We start from the raw sequence: 19615 nt of genomic DNA, 5'->3' as shown, positions 1-19615 counted from the left end.
GTGCTGATCGGGCTGCCCGGATCGTGCCCAACGAGGCCGGAACTTTCGCAGTAGTAGGGCATTATGAATTGGTCGCCGAACCCCTTACGGCCGTTCTCTACCACAATAGCCCTGCTATGCGCGTCCTCTACCTAGTTGCGTTCTTCGCCGGGCATGAACCAGGTTCCATTTACTGCGCCCAAGGCATGGAGGGCCGGTTTCTGATGGTGAGTGCGTAGGACTGCCGACCTTTAGCCTTTTTAATCGTCACGTGAGGCCTAGAAGCGCGGTCTGACCAATGGTCTTCAATCGGATCCAAAGGAGGGATTGCGGTGGCGAATTTTTTGTTGAGCAAGCGGGGACGCTGAACCTGCTTCAACAGCAGCGTATTCCCAATCATGGATTTAGACCTGGACAGTTGGGTGCATTGCACGCCGTTTTAGCGCATTTCTCCGTACAGGACGACCCTGCCATCGTCTGTTTGCCCACAGTCTATGGAAAGACCCCCTTGATGATGGCGCTTCCGAGGCTGCTTCCATATTGAGCGTCCCGTCTCGGATGCAATGCAGTAATTTCTCCGTAAACATGGCACTGCTGATCAGAGGGCCTGGGTGCCGCCGCAGTAGCTCAAAGCCCTATGGTCGCCCGTTCAAGGCTCTAAATTGAAATTGAGTCCGCGTTACGTCGGCAAGTGGGTTTGTGAAAAGGTGCGTGCTAGGCTCAGATCATCTAATTTCAGATCTGACGAAAAGGAGGTTCGTGACATGCCTGCCAAGCCTAAAGCCAGAAAGGCCAAGCCAAGGGTCCTGCATGAGCTCGACGTTCTCAGTGGAAAAGTTGATTTTGTCGATAGCGAACAGCTCGGTCGACTTGAGCAGTTGGTGAGGCACCTTCGTAAAACGCGTGCCATTGAAGAGGAAAAGTTCTCGGATGACGTCGTTGTGGTGCGACTGTCTGATGAAGGCGCCGCAGGGAGCCCTGAGGTTCAGTCGGCTTCGGTTCTTGGAGTGGGCAACGTAGCCTTAGGCATCGCTAACCTCGGAAGGCGGGCGGCTCCCAAGATGGCTTTGCTTCATCAGTTCGATGGCTCGATGGCTGTTAAAGCAAATATGTCTGCTCTAATGTCGGTGCGTATCAACTCACCCGGGCTGAAAGTTACTTCCGCCACATGGCTCTATCCACAGTACATTCGACCAATGGGGGATGAACTGGATACCTTCGCAATTCACGTCACCGAAGGGACGAGGGGCAAGCACTTTGAAGTACGCCTCACTGATACGGGGGGCAATCCAGTATCGAAAGTCAATGTGCGCGCGCTGGTGGACTGGAGCGGGGCCCACATCAGTGTCGAGTCCGATAGCAATGGCATTGCTCTTTTTTCGATTCCTCTCACATACCCCAAAATCGAACTCATCATTGTCGAGCCTGAGCACACCTATTGGTCAGTGTTCGTTTCCGGTTTCGAGCGAACTGCAGCGCCAAAGCGGGTGAACGTTCAGTTGCAGGCACTGATCCCCTATAGTTTTGGTCTGATGAACCGTTATGCGCCTTATGAAGAAAACGCGGGCGCAAACGTGAGCGTTGGTGTCATTGATAGTGGTGTGGGCCCGCACGAAGCTTTGGAGGTGGCTGGAGGCGCGTGTCTGGTGCCGGGCGAGAACTCTGCTGATTACCTTGATAACGGCCTTGGGCACGGTACGCACGTCGCCGGTACCATTGCGGCGAAAAAACTGCTAGGAACTGAGGTATACGGAATTGCCCCCGCTTGTCGTCTATTTTCGTACCGTGTCTGCCCGAAGACTGGAAATCGGGGGCGAGCCAGGTCTATTGAAATTGCTGCCGCCATTGAGAAAGCGATAGCGGACGGGTGTGATCTGGTGAATATCAGCATGGGCAGTCTTGAAGCCATGCCAGAGGTGCCTGATTTCCTTGAGCAGGCACGCAACGCTGGCATGGTTGTTTTTGCGGCAACGGGCAACGATGGAGAGCCTGTGATTCGCTACCCGGCCCGCTATACCCATACGTTAGCAGTAGGGGCGCTAGGGCGAGACGGGACATTTCCCCTCGACTCACCGGATGTGAATCATGAAAGTTCTGTAAGGCGAGGGAATGAATTCGTTGCCCAGTTCTCTAATTACGGGAGAGAGACGGATTTCATCGGTGTAGGGGTATCTGTCGTCTCGACGTTCCCCAAGGGGCTATATGCTAATATGTCAGGTACCTCAATGGCGACGCCGTTCACCACTGGTATGGCGGCCCGCCTGCTGTCGAAGCATCCTGATATCCTTGCAATGGCACGTGGCCCAGCGCGTGCTGACGCCATCATCCAAATGCTGTTTGGGGCGACAAGGAAAGTCGGTTGGAGTAACGACTACGAAGGTTTCGGAGTACTGAAATGACTAGCGTCGTATTGACTTACAAAGGCCCCCCTTCAATGAGAAAGGAGGCGGAGTCACGCCTGCGTCAGAAGCTGCAGGGCGCAGACTTTGTCTGCAGGGCAACTGACCTTTTCGAGGCTCAAGTCGATGAACGGCAGTTGTCTATCATTGCTGGTGAATCCCAGTGGCAAGTGACTTTCCCGTCCTACGCCGAGATTCGTAGACCGGGTACGAACTGGAGCACACTTCGCGAAAAAGTGCTTGGGATGAAATAACGACCCGTTGCATCCAAGAGCGGATGCGATGTTCCAGGGAGGGATCATGTCCGATCAAAACGTTGAGTTAGTCGCAAGCACTTGGGCTGGAATCCAGGGGGTCGTCTTGACTCCCAAGCCTGCTTCTTATTTCGAGGGGCGTACGGGGTATGCCATCGATTTTTTGGGAGTGCCGTCGACTGTTGAGTTGCCGATGTTCACGGACGCTGATCGTCTCGCCGATGTGGCGACGTTGACGGATGGTTCGTTTGAACTCAAATACCAGCACTTCAGCACTGTACAGTCGACATCCCGGCGTTTGCCCATTTATTCAGCCTGCAACATAAATGGTGCTGAGAGCAAGAACGTGCCCCGGCACAGCGTCTGGTCTTACGACGGACGTATTGGCAAGCAATATCAAATTCTGAAAGAGGTTTACGGGAAAGTAGAAGACAAGCGCTTCTCTCGTGGACACATGACACGCCGCAAAGATCCGAACTGGGGAACGTTTGAGATCGCCCAGCAAGCGAATATCGATACCTTCTTCGTCACCAATGCCTGTCCCCAATGGCAGCCGTTTAATGACGGCCTGTGGGGGGATCTGGAGGACTACATCCTAGTTAATGCCCAAGGGGATGAGAAGAAAGTATCCGTGTTTACCGGGCCATTCTTTCGTGAAGACGACCCGGTGCGATTTGAAGTGAAAATCCCCACTGACTTCTGGAAAGTGGTCGCTTTCATCAGCGAGCAGACGGGGGAGTTGACAGCCATCGCGTATGTGATGAGTCAGCGCAAGTACCTGGACACGGGCATTGCTAGAGACCTTGAAGACTTCCAGACCTCCCAAGTGCCTTTGGCAGCAATAGAGATGAAGACCGGTCTGTGTTTCGCCAGTCTGAATGGCAAGGATGTTTTCGCGGGGGCGGATGTAGCGTTCGTTCAACCCATTCGGCGCTTGGCAGATACACATTTGGGAGGCTAGAAGAGCGACGATAGCCGCCCTACCTGAAGTGTCACTGCGCACCGCTGCTTGAAGAGCTGCAGTCCATAATGGAATCGGTAAGGTCTGATGCCCGGCAGCTTGAAGGAGAGAGTCGATCAGCGCTAGCCGGGGCGAGCCATGAAACCAGGTTGATCATACTCTCTGGTTTCCTCTCCGATACCGTAGGAGCCTCGGTAAGTTACCCCCGTATGTTGATGCCAATGCCGAATTGACCAACGTGCTGAGGCAGGACTGACCTAACTCCAATCGGCCCAAATTTAGCGCTGACAACAGTTCGCAAGGATTCACGCAGGATCAGTGACATCTCGGCAACTGGGTCAATTCGGTGTCGGCACCAACAGGGGAATGTCTGTCGCTCCTGCTTTGCTCAGCTTCACGCCAGCGCATCATCTTGATGTGACAGCGGCTGCACCGCCAGGTGCGGAGTTTCGCCGAAGAACTCGATCAGCAGTTCAGTGAGCACACGTATTTTCCGCGCTGGATGCGGACCAGGCGGGCGGATGATGTAGGCACCGGCCGGAGGGGGTGGATGGTTTGTCATGATCGGCACCAGTGCGCCGGATGCCACGCGTTCATGGGTGAGGCAGTCGGGCAGGTAGGCGACACCGAGGCCTGCGGTCGCGGCAGCGACGAGGGCGGTGCCGTTGTCGGCCTTGAAGCGCCCTTGCGGACGAACCGTGATGATTTTGTCGCCATCCATGAATTGCCAGGCTTCGGTGCCCTGCATGAGCGCCTGATGAGCACTCAGTTCATCCGGTGTCTCGGGTTCGCCGTGCGCGCTGATGTAGTCGGGGCTCGCGACGAGCTTGCCGTAGACCGGGCCAATCCGTCTTGCGATCAGATTGGAGTCCTGCAGATAGCCCACCCGGATGGCGCAATCGTATCCCTCGGCAATGAGGTCAACGAAGCGATCGCTGTAACAGGTCTGAATGTGCAGCTCCGGATGACGACGTGCCATTTCCGCCAGCATCGGGGCGAAGTGGGTCGGGCCGAACGACAGCGGGACGGCCACGCGCAAGCGGCCGCGGAGGACGCCAGCGGGCAGGATCGTTTCCTTGGCGATGTCGATCTCGGTGCATACCCTGGCGGCGTAGTCCCGGAACATCGCACCGGCCTCGGTAAGCGCCGCCCCGCGAGTGGAGCGTGCCAGCAGTTGCACACCCAATTCGGTTTCAAGCCGAGCCAGGCGGCGGCTGACGATCGATTTCGACACGCCAAGACGCAGTGCAGCCTGCGAAATGCCCCCGGCATCAGCCACTTCCACGAAGGTCTGTAATTCTTCGATATCCATTCTTGCGTTCCCCTTTTCGAGACACAGCACGTCGCGCAATGCTACTACTGCATCGAACATGGGAACAGCACAATGGATTTTCCAGGCATGGCATCATTCGCACGTGTCTCGGAATCCATCAGTCGCACAGGCTCCGGCCTTATTAACAAACGTGCGTCACCCATGAAAAGGATTTGCCAATGGCAAGCGAGACTCTCCGCAACCCCCATACCGATCAGCTACTAACCCCGGAGAATTCGGCGTTGATCATCATCGATTATCAGCCTGTTCAGGTTTCTTCGATCCGCTCGATGCCGCGTGATGAACTCGTCTTCAATATAACCAGCGTCGCGAAGGCGGCAGTCAACTACAACCTTCCGATCATCCACTCGACGGTCAATGTCGCTACCGGCCGCAACAAACCGCCGATTCAGGAGCTGCAAAAGGTGCTCGGCCATCTGCCGACCTATGACCGCACATCGATCAACAGTTGGGAGGACACGGAACTCAAGCAGGCAGTCAAGGCGCTCGGGCGCAAGAAACTCATCATGACTGCGCTCTGGACCGAAGCGTGCCTGACATTCCCGGTGCTCGACGCGATCCAGGAAGGTTATGAGGTTTATGTGCCGATCGATGCGGTCGGCGGCACATCGCTCGCCGCGCACGAGGCGGCGTTGCGCAGAATGGAACAGGCGGGCGCGAAGCTTATCAGCCGGGTGCAAATGTATTGCGAACTACAGCGCGACTGGGCGCGAGAAGTGACCGTGCCGGGCTTTCTTGGCGTGTTCGATAACTTCGACGGGTTCAACGCTGAAAAGGCTCTGGATGACGCGGACAAGAAGGCCTGATTAGCGGGCAGTTGATGAAGGCGTCGCTCGCGAAAGCGGGCGCTGCCTTTATTTTTTCCCTACGCCAAACGTCTACTTTTGGCCGATAGCTGCCAGGGGTACGCTTTGAGCGGCGAATGTATCCGTTGATCTGGATTGGCGCGAGATGGTGATGTTAAGTTTTAGCGCGAAGTTGGAGCAGCTTGGACGTAAAGGGTCACTAAGGTCATTTCTTGAAGTCCGAGCAGTTACTCACGCCTTATGCTGCCGCCGAGCGTCGCTTAGCATTGAAATTGTCAACTTTCGGACCTCCAGCTTACTTAGCTCTACATGAGAGCGTAGGAGTAACAGTGCTTCGTCACGCTTACGCGCTTGAAGTGCAATAAGAATTGCCGCGTGTTCCAAGTAAGTGTGCTCAATCCGCGCGCTCTTGAAGAAGTCCAGGCGTCGGACGATACGGATGCGCTCGGTGACCTCTTGGTGCACGCGGGTCATCTCTAGGTTGCCCGAGGCGGCAACAAGTTGGGTATGGAACTGTTCATCAAGGTCAGCAACGGTCTGCATGTCCGTTTGCCACAGGCTACGGTCAACCAGCCATTGGTCTCGCAAGATAGAAAGTTCAGGGTGAACCTCGGCAGACACGCAAATGCGCTCTACCGCTGCGCACTCGAGCACGATGCGCAAGTCGTAAAGCTGGTCAATTTGGGTGAAGTTCAGTGGCTTGACCGACCATCCCCGGCGAAACTCTACGTCTAGGTAGCCTTCACGTTGCAAGCGATACAGTGCGTCCCGCACCGGGGTGCGTGAAACTTGGTACCGGTCGGCTAATTGCGTCTCGGTGAAGCGATCGGACGGCAGAAGGTAGAATTCGAAGATTTCTTGTTTCAGTCGGCGGTACACGTCTTCTGCAAGTGCGTTTGCGGTATGCGGGGCGTTCACGGAATTGACTCCAAACTACTGAGGTCGATGCTGACATGTGCCGCGACGACTTTCCAACCACCATCCAGGCGTACCCATGTCTGCATTTGCCGGCCCAGACGTGAATTAGAGCCATCTTGAAACTCAGTACTTACCGTGGCGAAATCCTCGCCGAAGGTGCTGACCACTGTACGCAACAACTGCCGTCCTGGGCCGACGGGCTGGCAGTGGCGTCGATAGCGGGCAATGGTATCGGCGCCGTGGAGATTCTCCGCTACGCCGTAACGGACAGTGTGCTCCGAGTTCCAGAAATAGGCATCCAGTGTGGCCAGGTCGTTGGCCAGCAATGCACGCTCGTAATCGACGAATGCGCGTGTGACCGCGGTCACCACATGGGGAAGATTAATCTCCATCAGAGTGGGCTCCTTGTGTTCAGTGAATGCTCAAGCTCGGCAAGTTGAGCCACCCGACCGACTATCCCCCCTTGGGCCGTTATCATATCGATGGTCGCCCGTTTGAAATCGGGAAAATAGCTCTGGGTCGCGTCCTCAATTAGCAGGTTGCGGTAGCCTCGATCATTGGCCTCACGCATGCTGGTCTGCACACAGACTTCAGTAGTCACCCCGGCGAATATCAGGTGGGTGATCCCTGCCCCGATTAGGCGTTCGTGCACCTCGGTGGCGAAGAACATACCTTTGCCCGGTTTGTCAATTACCCACTCGGAGTGTAAGGGCGTCAACTGCTCAATAAGCTGGTTGCCCGGTTCGCCGCGTACCAGTATTCGACCCATGGGGCCAGGATCACCGATGCGCAGACCTGGCAGGCCGTGTTCGAGCTTTACAGCTGGGCAGTCGGAGAGGTCGGGGCTGTGCGACTCACGGGTGTGCACGACTGTCAGGGAATACCTGCGCGCGAGCGACAATAGGCGCTGGACCGCAGGGACTATCGCCTGCAGTGGCAGAACATCGTTGCTTAATGCGCTGCCAAAACCACCGGGCTCGAGGAAATCGCGTTGCATGTCGATGATCACAAGGGCGGTGCAGTGGGGGTCGAAGGTGAAATTGCTCGGACGGGCACTGACGTTAATCATGCGGGCTCCTGATGAGGCTGTTCGGCACCCGCCATATGTCGGCCAAGTTCAGTGCGGTCAGCGGTTAATGCAGAAGTTTCAAACACCAGCGCGCCGTCGTGGATCACGGCTATGCGGTCTGCAAGCACCAATAATTCATCCAGGTCTTCGCTCAGCAGCAACACTGCCGCGCCATGGTTGCGAGCGTCGATCAGACGTTGGTGGATCAAGGCCACGGATGCAAAGTCCAGACCGAATACCGGATTGGAGACGATCAGTACGGCAATGTCATCAGTAAGTTCACGGGCCAGCACCGCGCGCTGCACATTACCACCAGACAGCGTACCGATTGGGCGATCCGGGTCCTTGGGAGTGACCTGGAAGCGCTCGATCAGGCGGCGTGCCTGGGCCGCCACCGCAGCTCGGTCGATACGCCATCCATGGCGACACAGCGGAGCGTGGTCGAAGTTGCGCAGGGCCAGGTTGTCAGCAACGCTGAGTCCGGCGATGCACGCGTTGCGCAAAGGCTCCTCGGGCAGGCTGAATACGCGTAGGCGTTGCATCTGCTCGCGCTTGGCGTGGTATGGCTGGCCGTCAATAACGACACGTCCGGCGCTGAATGGGCGCTGCCCCAGCAGCGCCTCCGTCAGTTCGCGTTGACCGTTGCCAGAAATACCGGCAATGCCGACGATTTCACCGGGCCTGACTGCCAGGTTCATACCCTTCACAGCCAACGTCGCTCTGTCGCCCGGCACGTCCAATCCAACAATTTGTAGTTGCGGGGCTTGCACTGGCAGCGTGGGGCGCTCGCGGCCAACAATCCCGGTTTGCGCATGGCCCACCATCCAAGTGGCCATTTCCTGGGTAGTCGTATCGGCGACGACGCTGCTCGCCACCCAGCGCCCCTTGCGTAATACGGTGACGTCGTCAGCGTAGGTGCTGACCTCGCGGAACTTGTGAGTGATCATCAGCACGGTCAGCTCGCCGTCTCGGGCCATTTGCTGCATCAACCCTAGTACCTCGTCGGCCTCCTGGGGCGTGAGTACCGAAGTCGGCTCGTCAAGGATCACTAACCGACGCTCCAGATACAGCTGCTTGAGAATTTCCAGCTTTTGTTTCTCACCAGCCGCCAGGCCACTGACTGGCCGCTGAATATCCAGACGAAACGGCATGCGCGCCATGAATGCCTGCAAACGGTCGTACTCGGCGGCCCAATTGATACGCCACGGCAAGTCGCCACGGGACAGTACGAGATTTTCCGCGACGTTCAGACCGGGTGCGACGGTGAAGTGTTGATACACCATCCCGATCTGCAACTGGTGCGAGTCACGGGGTTTTCCGATGGCATGCTCGCGATTGTTGACCAGGATACTGCCCGACTGCAGCGGGGCGTAGCCGATAATGCCCTTGACCAAGGTGCTTTTGCCCGCGCCGTTCTCACCCAATAACGCGTGCACCGTGCCTGCGCGCACTTTGAAAGACACATCGTCCAGCGCCCGGAAGGACCCGAAGCTTTTGCTGGCACCGATTGTTTCGAGACTCAACGCGCGCATTGTCATCCTCTTAGCAGGTTGCTGAGCATCGAAGAATGGCCAACGGCGCCGAACACGCCGCCTTGCATCTTGATCATGCTCAAGGCCGCGATATGGTTAGCCGGGTCAGTGGCACCGCAGCAATCTTCCAGCAGCAGGCATTCGAAACCCCGATCATTGGCGTCGCGCAGAGTGGTGTGAACGCATACGTCGGTCGTAATGCCGGTAAGGATCAGGTTCTCGATGCCTCGGGTGCGCAGCACCAGTTCCAGATCGGTGGCGTAGAAGGAGCCTTTCCCAGGCTTGTCGATAACGATCTCGCCCGGCACTGGCGCGAGCTCTTCGATGAGCTCCCAGCCCGGTTCGCCCCGCACCAGAATCTTGCCGCATGGGCCGGGATCGCCGATCCCCGCACCGATACGCTGCGAACGCCAGCGCTTATTGGCGGGCAAGTCGCTGAGGTCTGGGCGATGGCCCTCGCGGGTATGAATGATGGTGAAGCCCAAGGGGCGCATCAGAGCCAGCAGGGCCTTAAGTGGCGCGATGGGCGCGCGGGTCAGCGCGAGGTCGTAGCCCATGGTGTCCACATAACCACCGACACCGCAGAAATCCGTCTGCATATCGATCACGATGAGCGCCGTGTTGTGCGCGTGCAGTTGTCCGTTCCATGGCCAAGGGTAAGGCTCGGTGGGCAGATAGCGTTCGCTCATGAGGTCATTCCTTCCAGGTGCTCGGGGTCGGCGTGAAGTCGCGATCGGGTGCAGCGAAACCGCAGGCGCGGCCGTCGGTGTGCGCAACGTCCGCTTCCCAAGGCAGGCGATATTGGCCCTTTGCAAGGTCGTGCATGTAGGTGTAAGGGCAATCCTGGGCACCGCCTTTTACCGCCACATACCCACGGTGGCCGAACTGATAGATGTTATTTTCCACCCCCCAGTGCAGACGGGCCTCGCGGACCAGGTCGGGGCGCATTTCACAACAGACGATCTCATCGGCGCGGCCGCCGCCCTCTGCCATGAGCGTGCCGTCAAAATCGACGAACATCGCCTCGCCCATGGAATCGAACGTGCCGTCCGAACCACACATGCACACGCTGGCAGTTTGCATCAAGTTAGTAAAAGCATTGGTCTGGTTGGTGATTTTCCACGAGTGGCGAATGGGTGCTGTGTAGCCGGCGGTGCGTAGCATGATGTCAGCGCCTTTGTAGGCACACTCGCGAGCCATTTCCGGCAACATGCCGTCATGGCAGATGATCAAGGCCAGCGTGCTGCCACGGGGGCCTTTGCACACAGGTATGCCCAAGTCACCGGGCTCCCACGGCTCCACCGGGACCCAAGGGTGCAGTTTGCGGTAGTACAGGCGGATTTCTCCAAGGTCGTCGACGATCAATCCACTGTTGAACGGGTTTCCGTGGGGATTGGCTTCCATGATCGAAAAGCAGCCCCAGATATGATGGTCACGACAAGCCTGACGCAGCGCCTCGACCTCAACGCCGTCCAGGTCGCACATGATGTCGGCAGCGGTGCTCATGGACAGGCCGTGCAACGAGTATTCAGGGAATACGATGAGGTCCATGCCAGGGTTACTGCGTCGCGCTTTGGCAACCATGCCGACTACTTTTTGCGTTTGCACCCACAGAGCTTCACGCGTATGTGGGTCGGGTAGGGCAAGTTGCGCCAAACCGATAACCACGCCATTGGGCGATTTATTCAAGCCACCAAGACCACTGGCCATGTCATATCTCCTGTAAGAAAGGTAGGTTCAGCGTGTCAGGCTTAGTTCGCCAGGGGCGCCGTTCAAGGTTCGGCCTTTTCGGCAGGTGGCGTACATCACCACCAGGGTCAATGCATAAGGTGCCGCTGCGAACAGGTAGTAACCACTACTGATACCTACCGCTTGCAACGCCGGGCCGATGGCTCCGGCGGCTCCGAATAGGAGCGACGCCCATAGGCACGCCAGAGGCCGCCAGCGGGCAAAAATCACTAGCGCTACGGCCATCAGCCCTTGGCCGCTGGAAAGCCCTTCGTTCCAACTGCCGGGGTAGTACAACGACAGGTAAGAGCCACCGACCCCGGCCAGCGCACCGCCTATGGCCGTGGCCACAATGCGCACTGCGAGTGGCCGATAGCCCAGCGCTTGAGCAGCTTCGGCGTGGTCACCTACCAGGCGCAGCATCAGGCCCCACCGGGTGCTTCGCAGTCCCCAGTGCAACACGAAGGCGAGGACTACACCGGCGAAGAACAGCACGTTGATATTCAGCGCCGATCGCACGCGTTCCTCGCTACTCCAGCCGCCTAACGCCAACGATGGCAACATCGGGGCCTGGGGTTGGATAAAAGCTTTGCCCAGAAAGAACGCCAACCCAGTGCCCAACAGAATCAAGGCGATCCCGAATGCAATATCGTTAACCCTGGGCAGGGAGCAAGCTATGCCGTGCAAAAGGCCTAGCAGGAGCCCTACACCCGCAGCTGCGCCTACCCCTAGCCAGGCTGAATCGCTCATGCAGGCGACGGCGTAGCCGGACATCGCCCCCGTTACAAGAATGCCTTCAAGCCCCAGATTGATACGGCCACTCTTCTCAGTCAGACATTCACCCAGACTGACAAACAGAAAGGGCGTACCAACGCGGATGGCACCGGCCACCAGCGCTAGTACAAATGTGCTTAGGTCAATATCAGCCATGTTGCAGCGATCCTTTTTCGACGGGAACCGGAGCTGGCGCAAGCTTCACCCGCCAGGCAGCCAGACGGCCGCTCAACGCTTCCCAGAGCAACAGGTTGGTGAATAGCAAACCTTCAAGAATCAACGTTGTGGCATCCGGTAATCCCAAGCGCCGCTGGAGCAGACCTCCACTGGCTTCCAGACCGCCAAGCAGAATCGCGCACAGAATGATCGCCAGCGGATGATGGCGTGCCGCGAAGGCCACAAGAATGCCGCTGGTCCCATAGCCGGCGATCAGCGCAGCATTGGCACTGCCTTGTACCGCGGTGACCTCGAACATACCGGCCAGACCAGCTGCTGCCCCTCCTAGCAAGCAGCTCAAGAGGATCAGACGATCCACCGGCAGGCCAATCATTAACGCCGTACGTACATTGCCGCCAACCACAGCGAGGGCGAAACCCTTGACGCTGTGTCGGACAAGTACGTACGCCAGCACACAGGCAACCACGCCCGCCACCAGTCCCCAGTGCACTTCAAAGCTGTCGCTGATGGTGCCGACAAGATAGGGATCGTCCAAGGGAGGGGTAGAGGGCTTATTGAGACTTGCCGGATCCCGCAGCGGCCCTTCTACCAGCTGCCTGAACAGTGCCAAGGCGATGTACGAAAGCAGCAGACTGCTGATGGTTTCGTTGACGCCCCGACTTTGGCGCATCCAGCCACTGAGGCCGATCCATAGTGCTCCGGCAAGCATTGCGGTTACCGCCATGCATCCAAGCATCAGCCAAGGGGCTAGCGGCGGCAACCACAAGGGTGTGACGGCAGCGGCGAGGCCACCGAGCACCAGCGCGCCTTCACCGCCAATGATGATCAGCCCAGCCCGCGCCGGTAAAGCCACACAGAGCGCGGTGAGCATCAGTGGTGCCGCCCGTTGCAGCGTGTTTTCCAGGGCAAACCAGGAGCCGAACGCGCCTTCGCCGACCAGCTGCAATGCTTGCCATGCGGGCGTTCCCTGGACTGCGAGAAACAACAAAAAGAGAACGCATGAAGACGCCACTGCCAATAGCGTGGGAAGCCCGGGCAGCACGGCGCTCGCGATGCGGCGAAGTATACACAAGGCAATCATGGACGTTCCTTAGAGCTGGCCGAGAACACCTTCGACGAGGTAGTTCATGCTTTCCAGGGCGATGTCGGTCTGGCCTTGCACAAGGCCATCGGCGATCACTACGTTGCCTTTGTTGTCCTTGAGCGGTCCTTTGAAGATGGCGAAGCTCCCACCCAGCATCTCCGCTTTGATGCCGTCCGCTTGTTGCTTGGCCTGCGCGCTCACGGCCGGGCCGTACGCAGAAGTCTTGACGAACCCTTCCTTAAGACCTCCGCGTAGGAAGTTGATCATTGGCGCGCCGCTCTGGAGGCTGGCGATATGAGCTCGATAAGGTGTTTCCCAATTCCATTCAGCACCGGTCAGATAGCCCTTAGGGGCCAAGGCAGCTTGGCTGGCATGATAGCCACAGGTCATGGCACCGCGCTTCTCGGCGGTCTCAACTATCACCTTGGGGCCGTCTACATGGCAGGTAAGCACATCGCAGCCTTGGTCTATGAGGCTGTTGGCTGCTTCAGCTTCCTTCACCGGCAACGACCAGTCACCGGTAAAGATCACAGTGGTCACAATGCTTGGGTCGACCGAACGCGCACCTATTGCGAAGGCGTTGAGGTTGCGCAGCACTTGGGGTACTGGTTTGGCAGCGACGAACCCGAGTTTCTTTGATTTGCTCATGTGTCCTGCGACAACGCCGTTGAGGTACTGGGCTTCATCGATGTAGCCGAAAAAGCTGCCAGCATTCATGGGATCGCGGTCTTTCTGCCAAAGACCCCCGCAGTGGGCAAAACGCGCCTCCGGGTATTTTTTTGCGACCTTGATCACATGCGGATCGAAGTAGCCGAAAGAGGTTGGGAATATCAAGGTGGCGCCGTCCTGGCGGATCATGGCCTCCATTGTTTTCTGTACTGCCACGGTTTCTGGAACATTTTCTTCTTCGATCACCTTGACGTTGGGCAACGTCTTGATGATGGCAGCCGCCTGTGCATGGGCTTGGTTGTAGCCAAAGTCATCCCGTGCACCCACGTAAATAAAACCCACTATCAAGGGTGCATCGGCCGAGTAGGCGCGGCTGAATGGCAACGCTGCGCTGAGGCCAATGATCCCGGCCAATTTGATAAAGCTGCGACGATCCACATTGGACATTGGTGCTACCCCTGATCAAGGATTCTTGGAAGAAGTGGTATGTGCGGCGCGATAGGCGCGCCAGCCTTTGAACTCGGTGATATCCAGCGCACCTTCAAGCCCTCTGGGCTCGCAGATAAAGCCTTTGACCCATCGGCCATCAGCCAACTGCAACGAGCCAATACCCAGTGGTGCTGGAATCCCGGCAACGAATGCGCCGAACTGGCTAAGCGGCATTTCCCATACCTCCACCTCAATGGCGGCGCCTTGTTGACGTACCCGAACAAGGCCGGGCTTTGCCGGTGTCGTGTCGGAAAGTGCGTACAGCCGGTAGTCGAAGCTGGTGGTGGTAAGGCTGTTCAGCCGGGCGCCGTTTTCCAGTAGCTGCCAATTTAGCGGCTGCCCTTGCAGGTGAGCGCCCACTACCGCGACCTGTACGGTGGGACTGTTAAAGGCGAGGGGGGCCATAGCGACGATGTCGCGCTGATCCGTAGAACCAAAATGGGCTTGCCAGCCAGCTGCGATCTCGGCCAGCCGCTGGTCGGCGCCGGCCGGGCCGATCAGGGTGATGCCGGCCGGTAAGCCATCACCACGGCTATGCGACGGGATAGCTATCGCGCTCATGCCCATCAAATTCACAAAGTTGGTGTAGTAGCCCAGCTGCGAGTTGAGCTCCAGCGGGTTGTTCAATACAGCCTCAATGGTCGGCATACAGGGGGCGGTCGGGACAACCAGCACGTCAACGTCGGCCAGCAGCTCCATGGCCGAGCGAGTGAGCTGCGCCAAGCGATACCGAGCGTTAAAACTGTCCACGGCATCATACTGATCGGAGCTCTGCAAAATGCCGCGTACAACTGGGTGGATCTCCTGTGAGGAACTCTCGAAAAACGCCTCTACTGCAGCCCGCCGTTCGGCGACCCATGGCCCTTGATAGAGCAGGGCGGCGGCTTCCGCAAAAACGTCAAACGGAACACGCGTTATGCTTACAAGCGGGTCGCAGCTAAGGGAGGCCAAGGCTTTAGCAAAGGCTGCGGCCGCTTGCTCGTCCCCGAAAAATTCACATTGCTCTGGAACAGCGACCCGCCGCCCGCGCCGTTGCACCGCTAGCGCTGGTACAGCGATGCTGCCCGGATCCATGGGATCGAAATCCGCCATTACCTGTGCGACCTGCCAGGCTTGCGCCACGTCGTTGGCAAAAATCGATGGGCAATCCAGGGTGCGGTAGGCGGGCACCATTCCCCGGCTGCTAAAGAGCCCGAGGCTGGGTTTCAGCCCAACGATGGCGTTGAATCCTGCCGGCACTCTGCCGGACCCCGCAGTGTCTGTACCCAAGGCAAAACAGACGTAACCCCGTGCCACAGCAACGGCGGAACCCGAGCTGGAACCCCCGCTGACATAGGCCGGGTCGTGCGCGTTGCGTACTGCGCCGTAGGGCGAGCGAACTCCCACCAGGCCTGTTGCGAACTGGTCGAGGTTGGTCTTGCCTATCAGGATCGCGCCAGCATCCATCAACCGCTGCACCACATGTGCACTGGTCTGAGCTTGATACGCAAAAGCCGGGCAGCCTGCGGTAGTGGGAAGGCCGGCTACGTCGAAATTATCTTTGACCGCAAAAGGCACACCGAACAGCGGCAGCTTTTCGTACAAAGCATCCCCTAGCTCTGTAGCCAGGCATTCCAGCGCCGCTGCTCTCTCCAATAAACAGGCTAATGGTTCGCGATGAATCCAGACTTCTGGTTGGGCGTCCGCATCTATTCCGGCGAGCAGGTGCCTCAGAGAAGTGGTCAATGTCGTTTGGCGAGATCGCAGCGACATTTGAACAGCAGAAATATCGAGAGCAGTCATGGGTGTGTTCATTCATGTATACAAGGTTCCGTGTCTGAATGCATGACCCATGCCAGCGTCCGCCAGTCCGCGTTTGGTAGATGATAGAAGGTTTCAGCAGTTAGTTGGGGAGCGCGGATATGCGCTAAAGATGTGCAGGAATGCTGGGTTGCACAGAAAGCGAACGTTCATCCTTTCCCTAGGCTGCTCTATGGCGAGGGGCAAACGTCCGCTGCTAGCTGGAAGGATCCTACTGAGTGGGCGGTCAGCCCAATGCCATACAGCAATGCGCCTGCGCAGCTTGCGCCTGATCTGAAGGATGACGTCGCCAAGCTTTTAAATGTGCCATAGCCATTCCAAGAGGAGTACCGGCAACTGACCAAAAAAGAGCACTGGGGCATCGCTGATTATTAACGGCAAGAAACTGAATAGCTCCTTCCCAAATATTGCATGACCGCTGCTGGCCGATATCTGCCTGTCGACACCTTCATTTATGTGGCCTGGGCTGGCGACCAATTAACATTGAGAGCGGTCTGGAGTGATGATGTTGAATCCAGATCGGGGTATGGCTAATCTTTGTGGACTCATTCGATACGAGCCTGTTGGGTAATCTGCGGGAACCGAATGCGGTTTAATGCCCAGGAGAGTGAGCCATGGGAAAGTACCCACTTACATCGACTTGACCGATACGACTTCCACAAACCTGAATTTTTTCTGGCCGTATTAGTAGCTTCTTGTTCTGCAAGTAGGGAGCTCAGCGTATCGGCCTCATGTACCATTTCGTGCATCTTGCCTTCAAGTTCATTTCCCACCCGTAGCGTGACTCTCAGCCTGGGCGTGAAGCCTTTTGAGACTTTTTTTTTTCTTCGCTGCCTTTACCGGTTGCACGATCACAACATCCGAGACAGTGTCCTGCGCGTTTGGATGAATTGCCGGCGCAGAGGGCTCAGGATCACCGAATAGCGCCCGGCGCATCTCATCTTCTATCAATTCTGTATTCATGCCATTTATAACCTGATCGATTCTATCAGGGTGACCAGATTCTGTTGTAAAGCGTCGCTGGGGTGAGACCTCAAGAGGTAAGGGCCAGCAGATACCGGCGAATGTCGGCGTTTCCATCTGCCGCCTATATTACTGGCAGCTGTCGACCCTCAGCTGCCGATCAGCATTGGCAGAATTCGGCCAGTCTCTGCCGCTCACGACAGGTAGAGCCGGCCAAGGGCGATCACAAAAAGCCGTCATAATCCGAGGGTGACTTTCACCGTTTGCTTTCGCTACTCCATGTCACCGAACTCCACTAGTCGAGTATTGGGAGCCACCTGCGTCTTAAGAAGCGAAAGTAGAAAGTAGGAAGGAGGATAGGTTTTTCGACTCAGGCGTAGGCCCGCTGAGTTTTCTTTTCGCCCGATGCGACCTCACCAAGTCCTCGATACTAATCAAGCAGGCACGCTGCAGCAGTATGGGCTTGATCGATGCATAGGCCACGTGCCGCTCGGCTTTCGGCGGGCAGCCGCTTAAAATCCTAACGGCATTTCGGAGGCTTTAAGGCCAGTGAAGCCGGCCTAGCGCTAGGTAGTATTTTATAGCAAACCACCCTCCACGGCGTCCCGTCGACTGAACACAATATTCTATAGTAGTAATGAATTATTCAACGGCCGCTGGTAATCTTCAGGCTACGTTCGTCAGCCATTAAGGGATGGAGACGAAAATAGAAGCCCTGGAGCCGCGAACCTCCGGGGCTTTGTTTCTTCTACTTCGCCATTACGTAAATGGTTAGCGACACGACCGTCACCCAAGAGGTGGTCATTAGCACTGCAAGCCCAACGAGACGTAGATCCATTTGCCTCAACCGGTACGACGAAATCAAATTTGTATAGTTTATCGCATGCTGTCAAACCATACGCGAGACAGTCTTGACGTGCGCCTGGCATTCTCGAAGTGCGACCAGTCATTGTTCGTCGGCCTCGGGGATGGATGCGAACCTTCAGCGCGCGACAATCCTGAGTTCGACTCCGGTTTCTGGCAATACTCAACCAAAAAGCATGGCGAAGGGCTGCCAGGGAGCAGATCTCGAGATCAGAAAACGTTGTAGAGCACTCTTAGTGTTATTAATCACACCTCGATGCCATCTCGCTTAAATGTCTTATTAAATTCGTTGTTGCGAGAGGCTGAACCACTGTTCAGATCAATATTTATGGGGTCTTTGATGGATTTTCAAGTTTGGCAGGCTGTAGTTGTGCCACTCATAATCGGGCTATTAACCTTATTCGTAAACTGGAGCCACAACGTGGCCAGTATCTCTCACCAACGCACGCAGCGCTTGCGCGATCTGGTGCATTCCGGCGAATGGCGCACGGTTCATCCTATGGTGTTGGTCATGGATGTGCGAGAGGCGTTCAATAAACGCATTAACCTTGATCCACGTGCCCTACGACTTGCTCTTGATTATGACGACCATGCTTTTGCAGCGATGAGACATTATCTTGCTGCCCGAGAGTTCGTTCGGATTTCGGAAGATGGTCAGCGTTTTCAGCGAATGGCTCATGGCAACGTCGATAACACCTATGGCAATTTTCCGATCTACGTTGCCTTGGTTGGCTTGCTTGTTTATACCGCACTGATGGTCGCTTTTTTCTACCTTGAGGCTCAAGGAGTCTCTGCCGCGGGCTTCGCTCTCATCAGCGCGATTCTCTTTATGCTGACGGCAACGTGGGTGGCGTTCGGTATGAGCACAGCCAATCGCCTGTTCAAACTCCGACCGGGTGGCCGGGCAGGGTAACGGCTTGGCTGAGTGCCAAACGCTAAAGCGTGTGATGGGGTGATCAAACAGATTCAATGCCACTGGAGCAACAAACGCGACGCCTCGAAGGCTATTGGTTACAATCGGCGTTTGTCAGCACAGTTTCAGTGCCTTATCAGCATTGGAATGGAGTCCGTTATAAATGAAGAACAAAGAGTTTGTGCTAGAGGTGCTTCGCATTATTCGAGGCAATCCCGTGTACAAAATAGCGATGGGGCTGCTGGCAGCGGGTATTGCAGCACTCGGTGCAGCGCCCTGGTGGAACAACCTGCTGACTCCCTTGGTTGTCAAATACTTCGATGTCAAAATCTCCGATCCCTCTACAGCGATCGGCTTAGGATTAATTTCACTGGGTGTGCTCTTGACACTGATCAATATGCGGCATATTCACAATCTTGAAGCGCTCAAAGTTAGCAGCAACCCGCTAAGCGACGAGGTTCAGAGAAATTATAGTGACGACGCTTTTTTTCGTTTCCGAGCGGACGCTGAAAAGAGTGCCTTAAGCATTCTTCGCCGATTGATCGATAAACATATTGGCATTCACTCGGTCGATCCGATACTGACGCCTATCGCCGCCCGGGTGAAATACGGTGATGAAGAGGCCGTCTTTCAATACGTGGATACGATCGTCGTCGGGCGGCTTGCGCATAAAGCCAAGCTGGACTTTTTCGCGTTGCTTGGAGACGGAACGGGGCAGCCACTGGCTTACAAATTTGTACGGATCTACGAAGGCTTAGTCGTGGAGGCCGAACGTAAGTCCAAACTACAGCTTGTGAATGGAACGCCCTTGTCTCAGGCGTTCTACAACGTTACCCACCCGTCTATGCAGCCATTACGTCAGCAGGCTTACTGGGAAGCCTACGTGTAGAAGTTTTTTCTGCC

General features: G+C 56.5%; 17 protein-coding genes and 1 pseudogene. 6 read left to right on the top strand and 12 right to left on the bottom strand.

The features are described 5' to 3' along the window. Nucleotides 1-743: 743 nt before the first annotated feature. Genes V3W39_RS00325 through V3W39_RS00315 form a run of 3 tightly spaced genes read left to right on the top strand, consistent with a single transcriptional unit; the run spans nt 744 to nt 3593 of the window. Nucleotides 744-2378 carry a S8 family peptidase gene (locus V3W39_RS00325; RefSeq protein ID WP_330211896.1) on the top strand — a complete coding sequence of 545 codons (1635 nt, stop codon included), beginning with the start codon at nt 744-746 and terminating at the stop codon, nt 2376-2378. After that, nucleotides 2375-2632, top strand: a complete 258-nt coding sequence (locus V3W39_RS00320; protein WP_330211895.1) for a hypothetical protein — start codon at nt 2375-2377, stop codon at nt 2630-2632. Before V3W39_RS00325 ends, V3W39_RS00320 begins: the two co-directional genes overlap by 4 nt. A 46-nt stretch (nt 2633-2678) precedes the next feature. After that, entirely contained in the window at nt 2679-3593 is a 915-nt protein-coding gene (locus tag V3W39_RS00315) for a DNA/RNA non-specific endonuclease (protein WP_330211894.1), read from the top strand. 394 nt (nt 3594-3987) lie between these two features. On the opposite strand, the gene V3W39_RS00310 is transcribed toward V3W39_RS00315, so the two are convergent. Continuing rightward, nucleotides 3988-4905 (bottom strand): LysR family transcriptional regulator, encoded by a 918-nt coding sequence (locus V3W39_RS00310; RefSeq protein ID WP_330211893.1) that lies wholly within the window; start codon nt 4903-4905, stop codon nt 3988-3990. Nucleotides 4906-5084: 179 nt separating this feature from the next. Here V3W39_RS00310 and V3W39_RS00305 point away from each other — a divergent pair, with 179 nt between their 5' ends. After that, on the top strand, nt 5085-5732 hold the full coding sequence (locus V3W39_RS00305; protein WP_330211892.1) for a hydrolase: 648 nt from the start codon (nt 5085-5087) through the stop codon (nt 5730-5732). A 231-nt stretch (nt 5733-5963) separates the two neighbouring features. On the opposite strand, the gene V3W39_RS00300 is transcribed toward V3W39_RS00305, so the two are convergent. The 11 genes and pseudogenes from V3W39_RS00300 to V3W39_RS00250 all read right to left on the bottom strand — a co-directional run bounded on the left by V3W39_RS00300 (nt 5964) and on the right by V3W39_RS00250 (nt 16935). Continuing rightward, nucleotides 5964-6650, bottom strand: coding sequence for a GntR family transcriptional regulator (locus V3W39_RS00300; protein WP_330211891.1), 687 nt, complete (start codon nt 6648-6650; stop codon nt 5964-5966). Then, entirely contained in the window at nt 6647-7042 is a 396-nt protein-coding gene (gene hpxZ / locus V3W39_RS00295) for an oxalurate catabolism protein HpxZ (RefSeq protein ID WP_330211890.1), read from the bottom strand. Before hpxZ ends, V3W39_RS00300 begins: the two co-directional genes overlap by 4 nt. Then, nucleotides 7042-7719 (bottom strand): cysteine hydrolase family protein, encoded by a 678-nt coding sequence (locus V3W39_RS00290; protein WP_330211889.1) that lies wholly within the window; start codon nt 7717-7719, stop codon nt 7042-7044. Before V3W39_RS00290 ends, hpxZ begins: the two co-directional genes overlap by 1 nt. After that, on the bottom strand, nt 7716-9251 hold the full coding sequence (locus V3W39_RS00285; RefSeq protein WP_330211888.1) for an ABC transporter ATP-binding protein: 1536 nt from the start codon (nt 9249-9251) through the stop codon (nt 7716-7718). Before V3W39_RS00285 ends, V3W39_RS00290 begins: the two co-directional genes overlap by 4 nt. A 2-nt stretch (nt 9252-9253) precedes the next feature. After that, nucleotides 9254-9940: a biuret amidohydrolase gene (gene biuH, locus V3W39_RS00280; protein WP_330211887.1), complete on the bottom strand. Its 687-nt coding sequence runs from the start codon at nt 9938-9940 to the stop codon at nt 9254-9256. Nucleotides 9941-9944: 4 nt separating this feature from the next. Then, nucleotides 9945-10961, bottom strand: a complete 1017-nt coding sequence (locus V3W39_RS00275) for a formamidase (RefSeq protein WP_330211886.1) — start codon at nt 10959-10961, stop codon at nt 9945-9947. Nucleotides 10962-10988: 27 nt separating this feature from the next. Further along, entirely contained in the window at nt 10989-11909 is a 921-nt protein-coding gene (locus V3W39_RS00270; protein WP_330211885.1) for an ABC transporter permease, read from the bottom strand. Continuing rightward, complete coding sequence (locus V3W39_RS00265) at nt 11902-13011, bottom strand: ABC transporter permease (protein WP_330211884.1); 1110 nt, start codon at nt 13009-13011, stop codon at nt 11902-11904. The genes V3W39_RS00270 and V3W39_RS00265 overlap by 8 nt, the downstream gene beginning before the upstream one ends. 9 nt (nt 13012-13020) lie before the next feature. Beyond that, nucleotides 13021-14130 carry a BMP family ABC transporter substrate-binding protein gene (locus V3W39_RS00260; protein ID WP_330211883.1) on the bottom strand — a complete coding sequence of 370 codons (1110 nt, stop codon included), beginning with the start codon at nt 14128-14130 and terminating at the stop codon, nt 13021-13023. 15 nt (nt 14131-14145) lie between these two features. Beyond that, nucleotides 14146-15954, bottom strand: a complete 1809-nt coding sequence (gene atzF, locus V3W39_RS00255; protein WP_330211882.1) for an allophanate hydrolase — start codon at nt 15952-15954, stop codon at nt 14146-14148. A 648-nt stretch (nt 15955-16602) separates the two neighbouring features. Continuing rightward, nucleotides 16603-16935, bottom strand: a pseudogene (locus V3W39_RS00250) (hypothetical protein). Nucleotides 16936-18139: 1204 nt separating this feature from the next. On the opposite strand from V3W39_RS00250, the gene V3W39_RS00245 reads away from it, so the two are divergent. Together V3W39_RS00245 and V3W39_RS00240 are read left to right on the top strand one after the other, a co-directional pair. Next, complete coding sequence (locus tag V3W39_RS00245) at nt 18140-18712, top strand: hypothetical protein (RefSeq protein ID WP_330211881.1); 573 nt, start codon at nt 18140-18142, stop codon at nt 18710-18712. 163 nt (nt 18713-18875) lie between these two features. After that, nucleotides 18876-19601, top strand: coding sequence for a hypothetical protein (locus V3W39_RS00240; protein ID WP_330211880.1), 726 nt, complete (start codon nt 18876-18878; stop codon nt 19599-19601). The last annotated feature ends 14 nt before the right edge of the window (nt 19602-19615 follow it).

Origin of the sequence: Pseudomonas sp. Z18(2022) (assembly GCF_036346535.1) — a bacterium.
GTDB classification, from domain to species: Bacteria; Pseudomonadota; Gammaproteobacteria; order Pseudomonadales; family Pseudomonadaceae; genus Aquipseudomonas; species Aquipseudomonas yamanorum_A.
Note: the sequence above shows the minus strand (reverse complement) of the source record. Positions and strands in the feature narration are given on the sequence as shown.